The sequence below is a fragment of the Streptomyces tremellae genome, assembly GCF_039540215.1.
Classification (GTDB): domain Bacteria; phylum Actinomycetota; class Actinomycetes; order Streptomycetales; family Streptomycetaceae; genus Streptomyces; species Streptomyces tremellae.
The window spans coordinates 47,518-63,896 of the sequence record NZ_BAABEP010000039.1 but is presented as its reverse complement, the minus strand read 5'-3'; the positions used below and the strand labels follow the sequence as shown (position 1 = coordinate 63,896).

11 protein-coding genes are annotated in these 16,379 nt (G+C 67.2%); 3 read left to right on the top strand and 8 right to left on the bottom strand.

Annotated features, from left to right (window positions below; all coding sequences use genetic code 11):
* The first annotated feature begins 432 nt into the window (after positions 1 to 432).
* Positions 433 to 1,230: a DUF5677 domain-containing protein gene (locus ABEA77_RS23490; RefSeq protein ID WP_345651022.1), complete on the top strand. Its 798-nt coding sequence runs from the start codon at positions 433 to 435 to the stop codon at positions 1,228 to 1,230.
* 108 nt (positions 1,231 to 1,338) lie between these two features.
* Here ABEA77_RS23490 and ABEA77_RS23485 read toward each other — a convergent pair whose 3' ends face one another.
* The 8 genes from ABEA77_RS23485 to ABEA77_RS23450 all read right to left on the bottom strand — a co-directional run bounded on the left by ABEA77_RS23485 (position 1,339) and on the right by ABEA77_RS23450 (position 13,539).
* Complete coding sequence (locus tag ABEA77_RS23485; protein WP_345651019.1) at positions 1,339 to 3,276, bottom strand: AAA family ATPase; 1,938 nt, start codon at positions 3,274 to 3,276, stop codon at positions 1,339 to 1,341.
* Positions 3,276 to 3,848, bottom strand: a complete 573-nt coding sequence (locus tag ABEA77_RS23480) for a hypothetical protein (RefSeq protein ID WP_345651017.1) — start codon at positions 3,846 to 3,848, stop codon at positions 3,276 to 3,278. Before ABEA77_RS23480 ends, ABEA77_RS23485 begins: the two co-directional genes overlap by 1 nt.
* Positions 3,845 to 5,203, bottom strand: a complete 1,359-nt coding sequence (locus ABEA77_RS23475; RefSeq protein ID WP_345651014.1) for a dsDNA nuclease domain-containing protein — start codon at positions 5,201 to 5,203, stop codon at positions 3,845 to 3,847. The genes ABEA77_RS23480 and ABEA77_RS23475 overlap by 4 nt, the downstream gene beginning before the upstream one ends.
* Before the next feature lie 302 nt (positions 5,204 to 5,505).
* Positions 5,506 to 8,115 (bottom strand): TniQ family protein, encoded by a 2,610-nt coding sequence (locus tag ABEA77_RS23470; protein ID WP_345651012.1) that lies wholly within the window; start codon positions 8,113 to 8,115, stop codon positions 5,506 to 5,508.
* Positions 8,112 to 9,248, bottom strand: a complete 1,137-nt coding sequence (locus tag ABEA77_RS23465) for an ATP-binding protein (protein WP_345651009.1) — start codon at positions 9,246 to 9,248, stop codon at positions 8,112 to 8,114. Before ABEA77_RS23465 ends, ABEA77_RS23470 begins: the two co-directional genes overlap by 4 nt.
* Positions 9,245 to 11,428 (bottom strand): integrase, encoded by a 2,184-nt coding sequence (locus ABEA77_RS23460; RefSeq protein WP_345651007.1) that lies wholly within the window; start codon positions 11,426 to 11,428, stop codon positions 9,245 to 9,247. Before ABEA77_RS23460 ends, ABEA77_RS23465 begins: the two co-directional genes overlap by 4 nt.
* The gene (locus ABEA77_RS23455) at positions 11,425 to 12,090 is read right to left on the bottom strand and encodes a TnsA-like heteromeric transposase endonuclease subunit (RefSeq protein ID WP_345651033.1); all 666 of its coding nucleotides are present in this window, start codon (positions 12,088 to 12,090) and stop codon (positions 11,425 to 11,427) included. The genes ABEA77_RS23460 and ABEA77_RS23455 overlap by 4 nt, the downstream gene beginning before the upstream one ends.
* Positions 12,091 to 12,315: 225 nt before the next feature.
* Positions 12,316 to 13,539, bottom strand: a complete 1,224-nt coding sequence (locus ABEA77_RS23450) for a PucR family transcriptional regulator (protein ID WP_345651004.1) — start codon at positions 13,537 to 13,539, stop codon at positions 12,316 to 12,318.
* 168 nt (positions 13,540 to 13,707) lie between these two features.
* On the opposite strand from ABEA77_RS23450, the gene ABEA77_RS23445 reads away from it, so the two are divergent.
* Together ABEA77_RS23445 and pruA are read left to right on the top strand one after the other, a co-directional pair.
* The gene (locus tag ABEA77_RS23445; protein ID WP_345651002.1) at positions 13,708 to 14,634 is read left to right on the top strand and encodes a proline dehydrogenase family protein; all 927 of its coding nucleotides are present in this window, start codon (positions 13,708 to 13,710) and stop codon (positions 14,632 to 14,634) included.
* 57 nt (positions 14,635 to 14,691) lie between these two features.
* Positions 14,692 to 16,323, top strand: a complete 1,632-nt coding sequence (pruA, locus tag ABEA77_RS23440) for an L-glutamate gamma-semialdehyde dehydrogenase (RefSeq protein WP_345650999.1) — start codon at positions 14,692 to 14,694, stop codon at positions 16,321 to 16,323.
* Positions 16,324 to 16,379: the final 56 nt, after the last annotated feature.

The window sequence follows — 16,379 nt, the reverse complement described above, 5'->3', positions numbered from 1 at the left end:
TCCGTGTTTCTGATCAACTCTTGGACAGCCCACCTCGTGAAAGCGCGAGGCTAACATGACCGCGGTGTCGTGACAGTGAGTACGGGAAGACCGACCCGCCCCGGGAGATCGTGGACAGGCACAGCCGTCCCGGACCGCCGGACCAGCCGTCCCAGGTGGTCCTACATGCATCGACCCCGACGATCGGCTCGCTCTCTACAAGCGGCGGCGCGCGCCCATGGACGTCTACCGGTGCCATGGCCCCATGTGCGGCAGGGCTCAGCCACCTGCGGCCGAGGGGCCGAGAAACCTCGAGTCGTGGGACGGCTTCGCCCGTGTTCCACAGGGAAGTGCGCCGGACCTCGCGGCCGCCGAGCGGTGGGCAGCTGGCAGAGCATCAGAAGTCGCAAGTGTGCAGGCCACGGGACTGGCTCGCAAGCTACATTCAGGATCATGACCTACAAGTTCGGACCGAATGAGCAGTGCCTTAGGCGCTGCCGTGCAGTCGTCCCGCTGTTGCTCGCCGAAGCGGACAAGGTTGTCGGTACCGGGGTGACCGTCGCTGTCCGTGACATGTCGATGATGCCGATGCTGATGGGCTGGTGGCAATTCACCAACCGCACAGCGAAGGCGGTCGTCCGGCTCTACGACGACGGCTTCAGCGTGGAAGCCGCGCCCCTGATGAGGAACCTGATCGGTCATGCGTACGCGATGAACTGGCTCGTCGACAACGGGTGGCCGGCGCTGAGGGCTATCCGCGCGTACTCCGACGAGCACCGCACCAAGCTAGCCAACAACGTCAATGCGACATGGAACTTGCCCGACCCTGTAACGGTTGAGACAGCGCCACTCGAGTTCGCGGATGAGGCCGACGAGAAGCTGCACAAGCGGCTACTCGGCGAGCTGTCGAACTTCGACAACCTCGCCAAGGCGTACGGGACTCCGGAGATATATCCGGTGTACCGGCACCACTCTGCCCTGTCCCACACGACTGCGTACACGGCGAACCCGTTCGTGGTCGAGAAGGACGACATGTTGTACTTCGCGACGGAGCCGCAGGGCGTGGAGGTGATAGTCGAGCGATTGTGGGTCCCGGTCGCACTTCTGCAGGCTGCGAACGCGATCAGCCCTTATATCGAGGGCCACCCGATGAAGAAGACCATTGAGAAGATTATGAACGACCTGGGCCTTCCCGCTGAGATCCTCAACCTGAAGCGGGGCGCTATCCCGGTTGCTGCGGCGCCTCAGTGACATGCAGCGAGAACCTGTCCGCATTAGCGTTTAACAAACGACGCCGACACATCCAAGTGGGTCGTGTCCAGGATTACTGCTACCAGCCCGACCACTAGGAACGGCCGACTATGCCCCATAGCCGTCTTCGGCACGGTGGACATGCTCAGGCCCAGGGTGTGCTACGCCAGGGACCATGGGGCGGTTGTAGTCGAGGGGGATGGTGCTAAAGGTGTCGCTAGGGATGGGGGCGGTGTCGTTGTCAGCGATGATCAGCTGTACCCGGTCGCCGTAGGCGTCTGCGAGTGTCTTGAAGCGGTCGTAGATGCGGTTTCCGCGTTCCTGGTCGTCTGGGTTGTTGCCCAGTGCCTTGCGCGGGGAGTCGATGATCAGCAGAGAGGGGACGAGGACATCAGGGTGGGTGAGCCCGAATTCCAGTAGGGCGAGGCTGTAGGCGATGCTCACGCATGTCGTGATGCCGCCGCCGGAAGCCTGCAGGCTCTCGAAAGGATTGCCGTCGATCACCGGCAGATAGGTCTTCGGGTCGATGACCGCCGTCTGTACCCAAGGCAGGTGCAGCTCGGCGAGCAGGGTGAAGAACTCTTGGCTCAGGTCGTCTACGAGTTGGCCGCGGGCTGCGAGGGCCAGGGTGCGACTCTTGACGTCGGCCTGGACGCGCGTGCGGGTCGCCTTGAGGTCCTTGACCTCTTGGTTGATGGACCGCGCGCGAGCCCAGGCATCACGCAGCTGGGTGACGGCGTCAATGCTCGCTCCGAGCGAGGCTACGCGGGCGCTGGAACTGGCGATTGCATCGAATCGGGGGGCGACGATGTCCCGGGTCTGCAAGTCCAACTCCCGTCGCAGGGTGGTGGTGAGGAAGTCGGCTTGCTGGACGCGGTCGCGCGCAGCTGCAAGAACCTGTGCATCAGCTTCGCGAACAGCCTGTGCGTCCTGGAGCTGCCTCTCAAGGGCCTCCCGGGTCTGCTGGATGGCTGCAGGGTCAACGGACTCGTCCGGGGGATCGTGTTGCAGACAGACAATGCAGTGGTCCTCTCGGACCGGCCGTCCTTCCAGCCGCTGCATGCAGCGAGGGCAGACGATGAAGTCGAATGGAGACAGCTTCTCGATCGCGGACGCGGAGCGCTCCAAGCGCAGGAGATCGAGTTCGACCTGAGCGACGACTGATTCACGGGCTTCGAGCAACTCGCTTGCAGCTTCGACCTCTTGGTTGGCGTCCCTCGCGCCAGCGACGGCCCGACGGAGCTCCTGCCGGAGAACGGCATCTGCCGCGCTGCTCTCCTCCAGCTCTGAGCGCAGATCACTGAGGGTACGTTCGGCGAGGGACAGCATCTCGCGTAGCTGAACGAGTTCCGCACGGAGCGCGTCATCACTTCGTGAATCCGACTCTCGGAGGAAGTTGCTGACGTTGTCGTGCTCAGAGGTCTTCGTTTTCATGTCCGTCAGGAGCTGTGCCGAGCGCTGCTTCAGATCCAAGAGCACGCTGTCAGTCAGTCCGAAGATGATCTCGAACAGGGCTCGGCGCATCCCGTCGAAGTAGGTCTGCTGGTGGCGAACGATCTGGGTGTCGATGTAGATCGCTTCGAGGTAGACGTAGGCGAACAGGGCCTGGAAGGTCACGTTGGCCTTGGCAGCTTTGCCTTCCCGACGCACGGGAATTGACGCACGAGGGAACCTCAAGGCGCTCAGCAGCCGGTCGGACAGGGTTGTCTGACCGGCCTCGGCGCGGATGATGAAACTTTCGCGGAGTTCCAGTGTGACGGGGTCGAGCACGTCCACCTGGTTGCTGCCAGCTTCGCCGATCAGCCTCCGGAGCGCCAGGTGTTCGTCGCCGACGAGGACCTCCGCACACACCGAGTGGACATGATCGCGCACGGCCGGCGTGAGGATGGCGTCACCGCCGACAGCATGCTTGAGCAGCATGAGAAGGCTGGACTTGCCGCTGCCGCTCGGTCCGCTGATCACGGTGGCCGGCTGGTCAAACCGGTACGTCTGCTCCGCGTCTGCGGTGGTGAGAGTTAGGGCGAGGAACTTCAGGTTGACCGCCATCAGATTTCCGTCCGCCAGGGCCTGTCCACCGCGTCGGGCAGGCGCTCATAGATGAGGTTCTTCAGGGCTGACCCCGACTTGTCGAAGTGCTTCTTCAAGAGCGCCGTGCGTTGCGAGACGAGCACCCAGTCAGGTGTCTCGGACAGAGCCGCCGCAGCCTCAGCACCTCTGGCTGTAACGCGGAACTCAGTCTGGTCGCCACCCGTGTACGTGATGAGGTCACGGGCCGCCAAGGAGCCGAGGATGCTGTAGTAGCGCTGGTCCCAAGGCCCGTACTTGTAGCGGGTCATGCGACTCTCGACGGCCCGTCGCTCGGCGGCTGTGGGCTCGGTGCCGCGGGGCCAGCCGGAGCCGTTCTCGTCAAGAAGTCGCTCCAGCATCGCCGGATAGCGAAGTAGGAAGTCAAGTTTGGCCAGTTTGGTGAGTCCCGCAAGGCCCGTGCGTGCCGTGGTGAAGCGTCCGATCAGCAGCAGGACTCTCGCCTCGTGGTAATGAGCCTCACGGCGCTCCTCGCTACGAGCTTGCACCTTGATGCGCGTCTCGGAAGCCAAACGCTCAGAGGCGTTGCTCACGATGCCTCCTCGCCGGAGATCGTGAAGACTTCGGAGAAGTAGTAGTCGCAGTCGTCGCACAGCTGATACGCCAGGCCACGAAGGTGCTTGCCGTTGATCTTGAACGGCAGGGTCACCGACATCGCTTCAGGCGTCAGTCGCTGCCTCAAGAGCCGGTTCATGCGCGCCCCGTACGGCTTGCCCTCCGCCGTCTCGCTCTGGGCGTCCGCACGGCAGTCGAAGGCGGTGTCCAAGACTTCCAAGCGCATATTGGCGAGGTCGGAACTGTCTCCTGGCAATCCCGACTGGTGCTGTTTCCAGGCGACGTACCAGGCCGAGCGCAAACTCTCCGCGTGCACGATTTCATCATCGGGAACCTGCCCCTGCACCAGCTTCTTGCGGAGATTCACTCCTCCGGGAGCGACCATGGGGAGTCGACCAGGAGCGAAGGTCGGAACTGTGAGTTCGCGGTAGACGAACTGCTCGCGCACGGTGCGGGCGTACAGCGTCCGGCGAGCGATGCGCTGCTGCATCTGCACGTTCTGGAGGACCCTGCTCGGCGTCACGATGTACTCGGCCAACTGGCCACGCTCACCCTCGCCGCGGTTGGCCTGCTCGATGCGCTCGACGATCTGGCGATAGGTGGCTTCGTCGTCCACGTGATCCAGCTCCAGAGCCAGGATGGCCGGCCGAAGGAGCTGCTGCAGGTTGTGGTCGGTGATGAACTTGGACGAAGGCACGCTCTTGTAGTCGATGTGCAGCACGGCCAGGAACCGTTTGATGGTGGCGACGAAGCCGTCGGGTATGGCGATGTCAGCCATCGCCTTGGTCTCCGGCACTTCGGGGATGTGCGGGTACGGTTGCTTCCAACGAATCTTCAGGAAGTACCGCGCGATGGTCGTTGCCATCGCGTCGACGTCCGCAGTGACCTCTGGGTCTGGACCGCACATTCTCGCGAGTACAGCGGCATTTCCCTTGCCGGTGTTCAAGGCGCCGTTCGTGGTGAGGCGCAAGCGAACGTTGTCTGCGCAACCGCACGCGCGCCAGCTATTGAACAGGTGTGCCAGGCCCCCGTCCTTGCACAGATCGCCGATATTCCACAGGGTCCGGTGGTACTGGCGGTGCTTCACCGATACCAGCTCGACGGCGCCGTCCTTGAAGGCGATGGCGAAGTCCTCGTGCCACTCGCAGACGACGTACTCGATCTCGTCCCGTGTAAGCATGGCCAAGCACGCCTGAGCCGCCACTTCGGCTTGGTACCGATACAGCCGTGAGGTGTCGGTTCCTGCGTCCTCCCCGGGCGCCCGCTGAAAGATCGGATGCACGAAGTCGTCAGCGTCATCCGCTGCGTCCACTGCCACGTCGACCACAGCCACCCCCAAGCCGTACGCGCACCGCGAGCCCCGAGGGGTCGGTGAGCCGAAGATCCCTAGGCGTATCACAGTCCGCATGCGTAACGTAACCGAGTGATCGCATAATTCTGGAACGATCAGACAGTTCCGTCCGCACCAAGGACGACTGGCTCAGGACGGGCCACACGTGCGGGTTATGTCGGAGCGCGTTCCTTCCGTCGGAGAGTGACCGCAGCAGCTCGTAGCCCATCATGCTGGTGTGAAGCGGGAGGGGGAGGCGACTCTTCGCCTCCCTCGTCTCGCCGCCTTGTTTCCCATCACCGGGGCTACGTAGCGAGCGTCGGTGCTTGATCGGCAAACTTGAGGATTTCTGTCGCCTCGCGTAGAAAGTCGGATCCGCGTGGGGTGGGGGCGAGAGGCATGGAGCTGCGGTCGATGACCCGGAAGCCTGCCGTTCTTTCGATGTAGGCGAGCCGCTGTCGCAGAGCACTGTCACGGCCGTCGTAGATGTCTCGTGCCGCGGCAGCGAAGCTGGTGTAGCCCGGGATTTGAACGATGACTCGCAGGCGGTCCAGCGCCGCCCTGCACAAGGTCACGGCTCGGATGGCCGGGGAGGGCGTCCAAGGGAGGACGAGGTGGCCGATAGCGTTGTATTGGGCACCGGGGCGGCGGATCGGAATGCCCCACCCCCTGGCCAACTTGGTGAGGTGATAGTGGGTGACGCCACGTTCACGAGCGAGATTGGCCATGTCGCGTTGCCGTTCGATGTACTCGTGATGCAGCCACTCGCGGGTGATGTCGGGGCGCTGGGGGAGACGGCCGGGTCGGGGGCGGAGCGGGACCCCGTCTCGCTGCAAAAGCCGGCGCACCGTCTCGGGACTGCAGGATGCCAGGTTGGCGATGTGCGTGATCTCCATGAGCTTGTTCTCGTATAGGTAACGCAGTTCGGCCGGGGCCAGAACTCCTTCGCGGATCTTGACCTTCGTCACCATGCGCTTGGTGTGGTGCCTGCCGATTACGTGGCTGGGTGTGGTCGTGCTGATCTCTGTAAGGTCGCAGTAGAGCCGGATGTGCTCCGAGGTCAGGCGAAGAGCGTCGGCGGCTTCGTGAACGGAGCCGACCGCGCCGAGGAGATTGCGAAATTCGCTCTTCACGATGCTCGCAGGGGAGATGCCGGGCCATGACACGTCGGTCACCCAGGCTTCGGGAGGTTCCCAGGTGACGGGTTCGCTGATCTTGTGTTGCTCGAGGTTGGTCTCAGCCTGTTGACGCAGGAATGCGCGGAGAGCGAGGGGTGCTCGGAACCGGAACTCCGTGCAGTGCCATGCGAATCGGAATGAGGCGTCAGGGGGTGGGGGATGGGCTTCGCCGGTCAGGAGCGTCAGCAGGTACCAGCGTAGGAGGGAGACGCGGTGCTGTCGGCCGGTGCTCCAGCCCTGCTGAGCGCATAGCCGTGCGTATGCGTTGAGGTCGAGGGTGACGGAGCTGTTGGTGAAGGTGGCTCGTCGTCTGGCGTAGTCGATCGGGGAACCGTGCTCGTCCAGAGCGCGGGCGAGCTGGGCCAGCGCGGAGGCCAGCGGAGTCAGATCGTGATTGAGGTAGAGGCGTCGTTCGACGCTGTCGCGGTCGCTGTTGATTTCGTGGTTGCCCAGGAGCGGGCCGACACGTTCGAAGTTCAGTTGCGGTGGCCCACCAGGAAGAAGGAGAAAGCTGCTGCAGCCACGTCGGAACGTGCCGGCGCGGGGGTCGTACTCGTCCTTCGGTCGCGGGAGCAGGCGCATGGTCCACCCTGGCCAGAGCATCGCGGGCGTCATTGCCGCCCGATGGGTGATGGAAGCAGCCGTGAGTTCGGGCCAGCATGGTTGCGGGCTGGCGCTGCCGTAGCGGAGCCGGGCGTGCAGTGTGGCGTCGGGATCGAGCTTGGTCAGCACGCGCTCCACGAGTTCGGGGCCGCTCCAGGTCCACCGGTCGGCCATCGCGCCCATGTTGTTCTTCTGCCTCTTCAGCAGCGAACGATCGGCCTCGAGAACCCATTCGAAGAGTGCCTCGTGGTCCGCGTGGCCGGGGTGGAGAGCGATGCGGGCCAGCGCGGTGCCGATGGCGGCATTGTGGGCGTCGTGCCCGACGTCCTCGGTGGTCAGCTGTGGCAGAACCCCGCCGCACTCGGCCAGCACAGTGTGTACGGCTTCCGGCGCCCGGTCAGCGACCGTGTGCAGACCCCGAAGAATGCGCCAGGCCAGGGCATAGAGCCGCTTGAACTCGGCCAAGGCTGCCGGCCGTGAGGATGCCTCGGCGGCCAGCAGGGTGGTGATGTGCCGCTGAGCGGCCAGAATCAGTCCGGCGGCGGGCAGCGGGGTGACCGGTGCCTGCGTGAGGTCGGCCCCGCAGGCAGCCCTGAAGCCGACGTTGCTGCCGTCGCGCGTGCAGGCACCCGTTTCCCGGGGACCGAGCCGCCTCGCCTTCCACGGGTTCGGAGCCCGCTGGCAGTCGGGGCAGAAGTCCAATAGCAGGGTTCGGTGCGTGGTGCAGGCGAAGGCCCACGGAAGCCGCCAGAAGACCGGGCCTCGACCGGCGTTCTCGCCCAGGCACGCAGGGCAGTAGCGCGCGCGGCTCCCGCTGAATCTCCAGGCCGGAGGCCTGGACAGTTTGCGCCGGTCGGGCAGGATCGCCACCGCCAGCCCGTCGTAGGGTTCGAGCGTCATGCCGGTGAGCACATGCCGGCCGACACCGGTGGCTCGCTCAAGCGCGGCGATCTCGGCCGGCGTGAGTCGTAACGCCAGGTGTGACGTGCGAGAGCCGGCCAGCCCAACGGCTGTGAGGAAGGTGTTGTTGGTGACCCGAAGGCGCCGGGCATAGGCGCCGATCCAGCTCTCGAGTGCCTCGCCGGGCAGCGGCGCCACCGCGATGGGAATGCGATCGGGAGTCCAGAGCGTCACGCGGACCTCTTCTGAAGCGGTGGATGCGAGGCCGGTCGGGTCGTTAAGAGCCCGGCCTTGATCGCGGCTTCGAGTTCCTGGCGGGCGCCCTCCGCCGCGGCGTCGTTCTTGACCTGGTCCATCAGACCCTCGTGTAGGCGCTCATGGCCGCGACGGATCGCCCGAAGGCAGCCCCGGTTGATCAGTGACATCAGTGAGGCGAAATGGCCGGTCGAGCGCGCGTAGAGGTAGTCCGAGAGCTCCTCCGCCAGCATCCCGGGGAACTTCTCGGCCAGGACCAGCTGTCGTTCGATCGTCTTCAGCAGTGTCCGCCACTCCAAACGGCCTTCCTCACTCTCGACCTCGAAAGGACGCAGGGTCAGCGGGGTGGTGCGGCGCCCGAACTGGGCGAGGAGAGTCTCCTCGCGCGTGAAGCCCTCCCGGAGGATGCCACGCTGCTGGACCCCGACGCCCACGTAGATCAGCGTGACGGGGAAGACGTTCGAGAGGTACTTCAGCTGGTTGGCCATCCGCGCCGCATTGCTCTTCGAACCGGCAAGGAAGTGCACATCGTCGACGATGATCGCGGTCGTCTTCATGCTCAGCACCGCGTCTACGGCCCGCTCGGCCAGGGTGTCGGCGTCCCCAGTGACCGGCAGACCGTAGAAGCGGCAGATCGAGGCGTTCAGCCCGCGGATCTGCGTATTGCCGCTCAGCGCGATGTAGATGACCGGGACCCTGCGGTCCCCTGCGGGAGTGGTTTCCCCGCGCAGGGTGACCAGCTTGCGGTAGAGGTGGCGGCCGTAGGCCCGCACCGCCGTACTCTTCCCGAGTCCCGGGTAGGCGTCCACCAGTGCGGCCGGCTTGGTCTTGTCCCCGTCATGCCGGTTCGACTCGACGATCTCCGCCAAGTCCTCGTGCAAGGCGATGAGCTGAGGTGTATGGATGGGGCCGATGTTGGCGTGCCAGACCTCACGGGCGTCGTTGTGGATCAACAACTCTCGCGGCGACAGCTGGGCCAGATCTGCCCGGGTGAGATGCCCCGGCTGGACGCGCTCAGGGCGGTTGACCTCCTGTAACCAGCCCGCAAGGCGGGTGGGCGAGTACTGGAGGTCATCGCCCTCGAACGGCTCAATGCCGTCCCCCGCGTTCAACGGCTTTCCCAGACATCGGAGTAGTAATCGTCCTCGCCGACCGGGATGACAGCCTCATCTCCAGGGAAGTCAGCCTCGCACTCCTCGTCCTCATCGTCGTCCCCGCCGAGATCGTCTCCCGCGGCCCCCACGACGTGGAGGTCCGTTCCGCCGGGGCTTTCAACACCACCGTCCCTCGGCGTACTCAAGGCAGCCAGGCGCCGGACCGACGGCAGCGACGCAACCTCGTCCTCTTCGTCCTGTGGCGCGTCGTCGCCCACCAGCCGCAGTCTCTCCTGTGAGAGCCGAACCGCCATGCGCCGCTCGACCCGGTCTGCGGTCATCCCCGCACCCCATCGCTCCAGCAGCTCGACGAGCGCCCGCTTGGTGTCCGGGAACCGGTGCGTCGTGGCTGCGAGCCGGCGTGCGTAGACCAGGGCCTCACGGCTGACCGGGCCATTGAGTGCGGACGCGTGTTCCCAGTCGAGCGTGTGCCACCGTCGGGTCGCAGGGTCCTGGAAGTAGGCCTTGGTGATGTCGCCGCGGTCCACGGCGATCGGCCACTTGCCCGCATTCACCCCGCGATACGGACTGATCTGGTTGCGGTAGCCGTTGAGTCCGTCCCCGTTATAACGCAGGCCCTCGAGCTCCACTCCGTAGTGCTGGATGGTCGTGCGCTCCTCCTCCAGAAACTCCAAGGCCAGATGGGGCCGGGCCGGGATGCGTAGCGGGCCGGCCCGGGTGACGCCGTGCCCGAACATCTCGAGCGGGCTCAGTTTCAGGCCCGGGACCTCCGGGACACAGAGCCCTCGGTGGTGGCGACGGTGATAGATCCTCGTGATCCACTCGCGGATGATCGCCTCGAGCTCGTCGAGGAAGAAGAACGCTTCCTGTTCGACCTTCTCGCCGCGACTGTGCACGTCTGAGCCCTTGTATCCCGGCAGCGCCGCCAGCAGTCCCTGATTGAGGGTCTTGAACCAGCGTTCCACCGGCTTGTCGGTCGGTGTCTTCGGGCGGGCCGGCTGTAGCGAGATGTCCAGCTTCGCGCAGACGCTCTGGATATGGTTCGACAGGTAGATCTTTCCGTGGTCGAAGATGATCGTCTCCGCCGCGACCGTGGGCAGGAGAGGCTGCCCATCCCGGTCGACGAGTTTTTCCGCGTCCACCACCACCGTGGACGGCACCCCGCAGTACGGAAGCGGCTCGCCTCCGTCCGCGGGCGCTTCCCGCGGACGGACCGTCTCGAACAGCACCCCTGCCACGTCCACCGACTTCGTCGATACCGGCGTCAGCCGTAGCCCGGTGATGCACCGGCTGTAGAGGTCCATCGCGACGGTGAGCTCGCACCGCACCCACCGGCACGTCACCGGCTCCATCGCGAAGACGTCCAGGCTGTTGGTGTCCAGCACCACGTACTCGCCGGGCCGGGTGGCCCGCAGCCTGCCATAAGTTCCCTGCGGGGCGCTCGCAATCGACCGCTTGCCCTTGGTGCTGCCCTCGAAGGCGTTCGTGCCCTTGGACAGCTCTCGCAGAACCTCGTATCCCGTCGTGCGAGCTGGCAGCGGGACCGTGCCGGGCCTGTATTCCTTGGCCAGACGTTCCTCGATCTCTATCAGGATCAGATTCCGGACCGGCCGACTCGACTTGACCCGCCCCTCCAGCACCGACCGGGCCATCTCCACCCAGCGGGTATCCACCCGGTCCACCACATTGCGCACTGGACGCTCTTTGACCAGACCGGCCGGACCGGACCTCTTCAGGGCTGCTACCCATCGGCGCAGCGTGCTGGCCCCGACGGCGAGTTCGGCAGCCTTGGCCGCATAGCGATGCAGCATGGGGACTCCGGGCGCGTAGTCAGCACGAGGCTCGCCTTCCAACGCGAGATCCACGTGGCCCAGCTGGTAACCAGTGAGGACCTCCTGAACATGTCGGACCCGCCTCGTCAGCGCGTCGTCCTCGGTCTCCGCGAGGCCGCTTAGCACCGCCGCGACCGCTGGCTCCTCATCCGGTGCCGACACCAAGACCTCGGTGGTGGGATGCGACAGCAACACAGAGATGTCGACCTGCCGCCACCGCGGCACCCCAGCAACCGCAGCCTGCTCGAGAAGAACCCGACGGCCCTCGATTTCGGCGACCGTGAACTGCTCACCATCGAACCTGATCGGCAGTCCTGGCCGCAACGCCGTCGTCCATGCGCTCACGCGCACCTCCGCAGCACTGATTCACCCGAGAGCGGGCGGGACAGATCTGTGGTCAGCCGACCGGACCACAACAGTGCCATCAGGGGTGGCCGGGCCTCGTGAACTGGACGGTCACCGGCCAGCCGCCGTTCGGCGACGGCCATCAGATCGCCATCTGTGACCTGCTGCCAGGCCTCCTCGACCTCAGATTCAGGCACGATGCCGGGTCGGCGGTAGGCAGCAAGGAACCGTACGTTTTCCAGCAGAACCCGGTCTGCCCCGGACCAGATCTCGTACTCCCAGCCGTGCCGCTCGACCAGCTTGCCCGGCCATTCCAGGGCTTCCGCGATCTTCGGATCCTGCAGACGGACAGCAGGTTTGACATTGACCACCCGCACCGTTCCCGAGCCCTTGACGAGCAGGAAGTCGGGCACATGATGCCGCACCCGGTCTCCGATCCGGACCACCAACCGGCACGGCTGGGCAAAGATCCCGCGAACCGCCGGATCGAAGTCCGCCAGCAGCAGACGGGCCAACTCCAAGCGGCTCTCATAGACCACATGGCCACCCGTTGTCGCCGACGAGTAGCTTCCCGAGTAGTGAGCCTGTCCGTATACCGACCTGACCTGCCGCCACGGCACAGATCCTGCGAAGTCAGTCAGCCGGAGCTCTGATAAGGGCACTTCACGAATCGATCCGTCTTCGTACCGGATCGATGCCGCGGGCGCCCCACGTTCCCTGCGAACCTTGCTCGTGCTCCGTATCGCCACACCTGGACGGTACGGAGCACCTTCGCAGCCCAAGCTCGGAAGACCGCAAGAATCCAACAACTGACAACTACTGAACGTCACCGATGCTCATGATCACCCGAATTTGCTCGGGCAGTGCTCATGATCCGCCGACAGTGCTCACGAAACTGCGGATCCTAGACCTGGCCGCAGCCGCGCCGACTTCAGCGCCATGTGCAGCAGCAGCCGGTCCTCGCCGTCCGCGAGGTCGAGCCCGGTGAGGTGCTCGATCCGGGAGAGCCGGTAGTACAGGGTCTGCCGGTGGATGCCGAGGGCCGCGGCCGTGCGGCCCGCCTGGCCCGCGTGGTCCAGGAACGACTCCGCCGTGCGGGCCAGGTCCGTGTGGGCCGGGCCGAGCAGCGGCGCGACGGCCGGGTCTGGCTCAGGCGGCAGCCGGGTCAGCAGCCGGTAGGGACCGATGCCCGTCCACTCCGCGACCGGCCCGAGCCCCGGCCGTGCCACGGCGGCGCGCGCCGCGCCGACCGCCTCGTGCCACGCCTCGGGCAGCTCGGCGAGGCCGCGCCGCGGCGCCGCCACGCCCGCCGTCGCTCCGGCACCGCCCGCCGCGCGCGCCGAGGCGCGCAGCCGGTCGAGCGCAGTGCGCACCGCGGGCAGCCCGTCCGCCGACCTGAGCCGTACGAGCAGGGCGAGCGCCGGCGTCGCGCGCACCGGCTCGGCCTCGGGCGCAGGCACCCCGGCGGGGCGGCCGTCCCGCCCCGGCGCGGCCAGCGTGCACAGGGCCGCCGTGCCCGGCACCGCCCGCACCGGCGGCTCCTCGCCGCCCCACGGCACGACGCCCGCCACCACGTGCAGGCCCTCCGCGCTCGGTCCCACGGCCGTGCGCAGCGCGCCCAGCGCCATGTCGCGCTCCCAGCCGTGCGCCGCGGTGAGCACCGCGCGCAACTCGCGCGCCAGGTCCGCGTCGGCCTTGACGTCCTCCGCGAGCAGGTCGCCGATCCTCGCCGTCACCTCCATGGCCGCGTCCAGCCGGGCGGGAGCAGGGCCCGCGGCCGAGTCGTCCAGCAGCCACACGTAGCCGAGCACCATCCCGCGGTGGCGCACCGGCAGGCAGATCCGGCCGCGGAAGACGCCCGCGTCCGGCGAGGCGGGGATGCGGACGGGGCCCGTGGCCCGGGTGATGCCGAACGCCTCGAACCAGGCGCGCACCGTGGGGGACGACTTCCTGGTGAGGATCGAGCGGGTCCTGACCGGGTCCATCGCCAGGTCGTCGTCGCTGTCGTGGGCGCCGAAGGCGATCAGCCCGAAGTCGCGGTTCTCCAGGGTGGCGGGCACGCCGGCCAGCGCGGAGATCTCGTCCACGAGCTCCTGGTAGTCGCCCTTCACGTCCGTACGCCCCTCATACCGGCCATTCTCGCACCGGTTCAGACACGTGTCTGAGATCGGGGCCACGGATGCGTGACAGCTGTCGATGGCAGAGGATCGGACCGCTCCATAGCGTGCGAAGTGGCCGGGGAGTCCCGCGGCCCGCTCGATCTCTCATGGAGGTGCCCCGTGCTGGGTCCCGTGATCCTCGCCGCGTCGCGGAGCGACGCCCTGCGCCGCACCCTCTCGGCCGCGCCCCTGACCAGGCCCGTCGTCAAGCGCTTCATCGCGGGCGAGACGATCGAGGCGACCGCGCCCGCCATCGAGGACATGGCGGGCCAGGGCCTCGACGTCACCCTCGACGTGCTCGGCGAGGACGTCACCGACCCGGCGGAGGCGACCCGTTCGCGCGACGCCTACCTGCGGCTGATCGAGGTGCTCGGCCCGCTCCAGCTGGGCGAGCGCGCCGAGATGTCCGTGAAGCTCTCCTGCATGGGCCAGGCGCTCGCCGGCGGCCACGACATCGCGCTCGCCAACGTCACCGCCATCGTCGAGGCGGCCGCCGCCATCGGCACCACGGTCACCCTGGACGCCGAGGACCACACCACCATCGACTCGACGCTCGCCATCCACACCGCGCTGCGCGAGCGCTTCCCCCGCACGGGCGCCGTCGTCCAGTCGTACCTCTTCCGCACCGAGGACGACTGCCGGGCGCTCGCCGCCGCGGGCAGCCGGGTGCGCCTGGTGAAGGGCGCGTACAAGGAGCCCGCGTCCGTCGCCCACCAGGACAAGGCCGAGGTCGACAAGGCGTACGTGCGCTGCCTGCGCATCCTCATGGAGGGCGACGGCTACCCGATGGTCGGCTCGCACGACCCGCGGATCATCGCCATCGCGCAGGACCTGGCACAGCGCGCGGGCCGCAAGCTCACCGACTACGAGTTCCAGATGCTCTACGGCATCCGCTCCGCCGAGCAGCACCGGCTGGCCGCCGAGGGCCACCGCATGCGCGTGTACGTGGCGTACGGCACCGACTGGTACGGCTACTTCATGCGGCGCCTCGCCGAGCGTCCCGCCAACCTCGCCTTCTTCCTCCGCTCGCTGGCCGGCCGCGGCTGACCGCCGCACCTCCGCCCACGGACGACACCCCCCGACCCGATTGGAGTGACGGCTGACATGGACGCCGTGACCAAGGTCCCCGCCCCGGTGAACGAGCCGGTGCACGGCTACGCGCCCGGCTCCCCCGAGCGCGCGCGGCTCGAACAGAAGCTCAAGGAGCTGGCCGGGCACCCCCGCGACCTGCCCATGACCATCGGCGGCGCCAAGCGGATGGGCGGCGGCGAGCGCTTCGACGTCGTCCAGCCGCACCACCACAAGGCCGTGCTCGGCACCTTCGCCGCCGCCACCCGCGAGGACGCCCAGGACGCCGTGGACGCGGCGCTCGCCGCCGCGCCCGCCTGGCGCGCCATGTCCTTCGACGACCGGGCCGCGATCATCCTGCGCGCCGCCGAGCTGCTGTCCGGGCCGTGGCGCGAGACCATCGCAGCCGCGACCATGCTCGGCCAGGGCAAGACCGCCCAGCAGGCCGAGATCGACGCGCCCTGCGAGCTGATCGACTTCTGGCGCTTCAACGTCAGCTACGCCCGCGACCTGCTCGCCGAGCAGCCGCCCGCCAACTCGCCCGGCGTCTGGAACCGCCTCGACCACCGCCCACTGGAGGGCTTCGTCTACGCGATCACGCCGTTCAACTTCTCCGCGATCGCCGGCAACCTCCCCACCGCGCCCGCCCTGATGGGCAACGTCGTCGTGTGGAAGCCGTCGCCCACGCAGACGCTCGCCGCGGTCCTGCTGATGGAGCTGCTTGAGGAGGCGGGCCTGCCCGCCGGCGTCATCAACCTGGTGACGGGCGACGGCGTCGCCGTCTCCGACGTTGCCCTGACCCACCGCGACCTGGCGGGCATCCACTTCACCGGCTCGACCAGGACCTTCCAGCACCTGTGGCGCACGGTCGGCGAGAACATCGAGAAGTACCGCACCTACCCGCGGATCGTCGGCGAGACCGGCGGCAAGGACTTCGTCGTCGCCCACCCGAGCGCCGACCGCGCCGTGCTGAAGACCGCGCTGACCCGCGGCGCCTTCGAGTACCAGGGCCAGAAGTGCTCGGCCACCTCCCGCGCGTACATCCCGGCCTCGATCTGGAACGACGGCTTCAAGGAGGAGTTCGCCGCCGAGGTCGACGCCATCGCCATGGGCGACGTCACCGACCTGTCGAACTTCATCGGGGCCGTGATCGACGAGCGCGCCTTCGCCAAGAACAAGGCCGCCATCGACCGCGCCGCAGCCGACCCGGCCTGCACGATCGTCGCGGGCGGCACGTACGACGACTCGGTCGGCTACTTCGTGCGGCCCACCGTGATCGAGTGCGCCGACCCGGAGAACGAGGTCTTCACCACCGAGTACTTCGGGCCGATCCTCGCCGTCTACGTCTACGCCGACGCCGACTACGACGCCGTGCTCGACCAGATGGAGTCCGTCGCGGACTACGCGCTCACCGGCTCGTTCATCTCCCGCGACCGGGCCGCCACCGCCGCCGCGATGGAGAAGCTGCGCTACGCCGCGGGCAACTTCTACATCAACGACAAGTCGACGGGCGCGGTCGTCGGCCAGCAGCCGTTCGGCGGCGCGCGGGCCTCCGGCACCAACGACAAGGCGGGCGCCCCGCAGAACCTGATGCGCTGGACGCAGACCCGCGCCATCAAGGAGGCGCTGGTCCCGCCGACCGACTACCGCTACCCGCACATGGGCTGACGGCCATGGCGGCGCGGGGCGGCCCCGCACCCGGGAGGGGGTGCGGGGCCGCCCGC

Excerpts from the sequence above, each read along its gene's own strand:
- ABEA77_RS23490 (WP_345651022.1), top strand. The coding sequence starts at position 433 with ATGACCTACAAGTTCGGACCGAATGAGCAGTGCCTTAGGCGCTGCCGT.
- ABEA77_RS23485 (WP_345651019.1), bottom strand. The coding sequence starts at position 3,276 with ATGGCGGTCAACCTGAAGTTCCTCGCCCTAACTCTCACCACCGCAGAC.
- pruA (WP_345650999.1), top strand. The coding sequence starts at position 14,692 with ATGGACGCCGTGACCAAGGTCCCCGCCCCGGTGAACGAGCCGGTGCAC.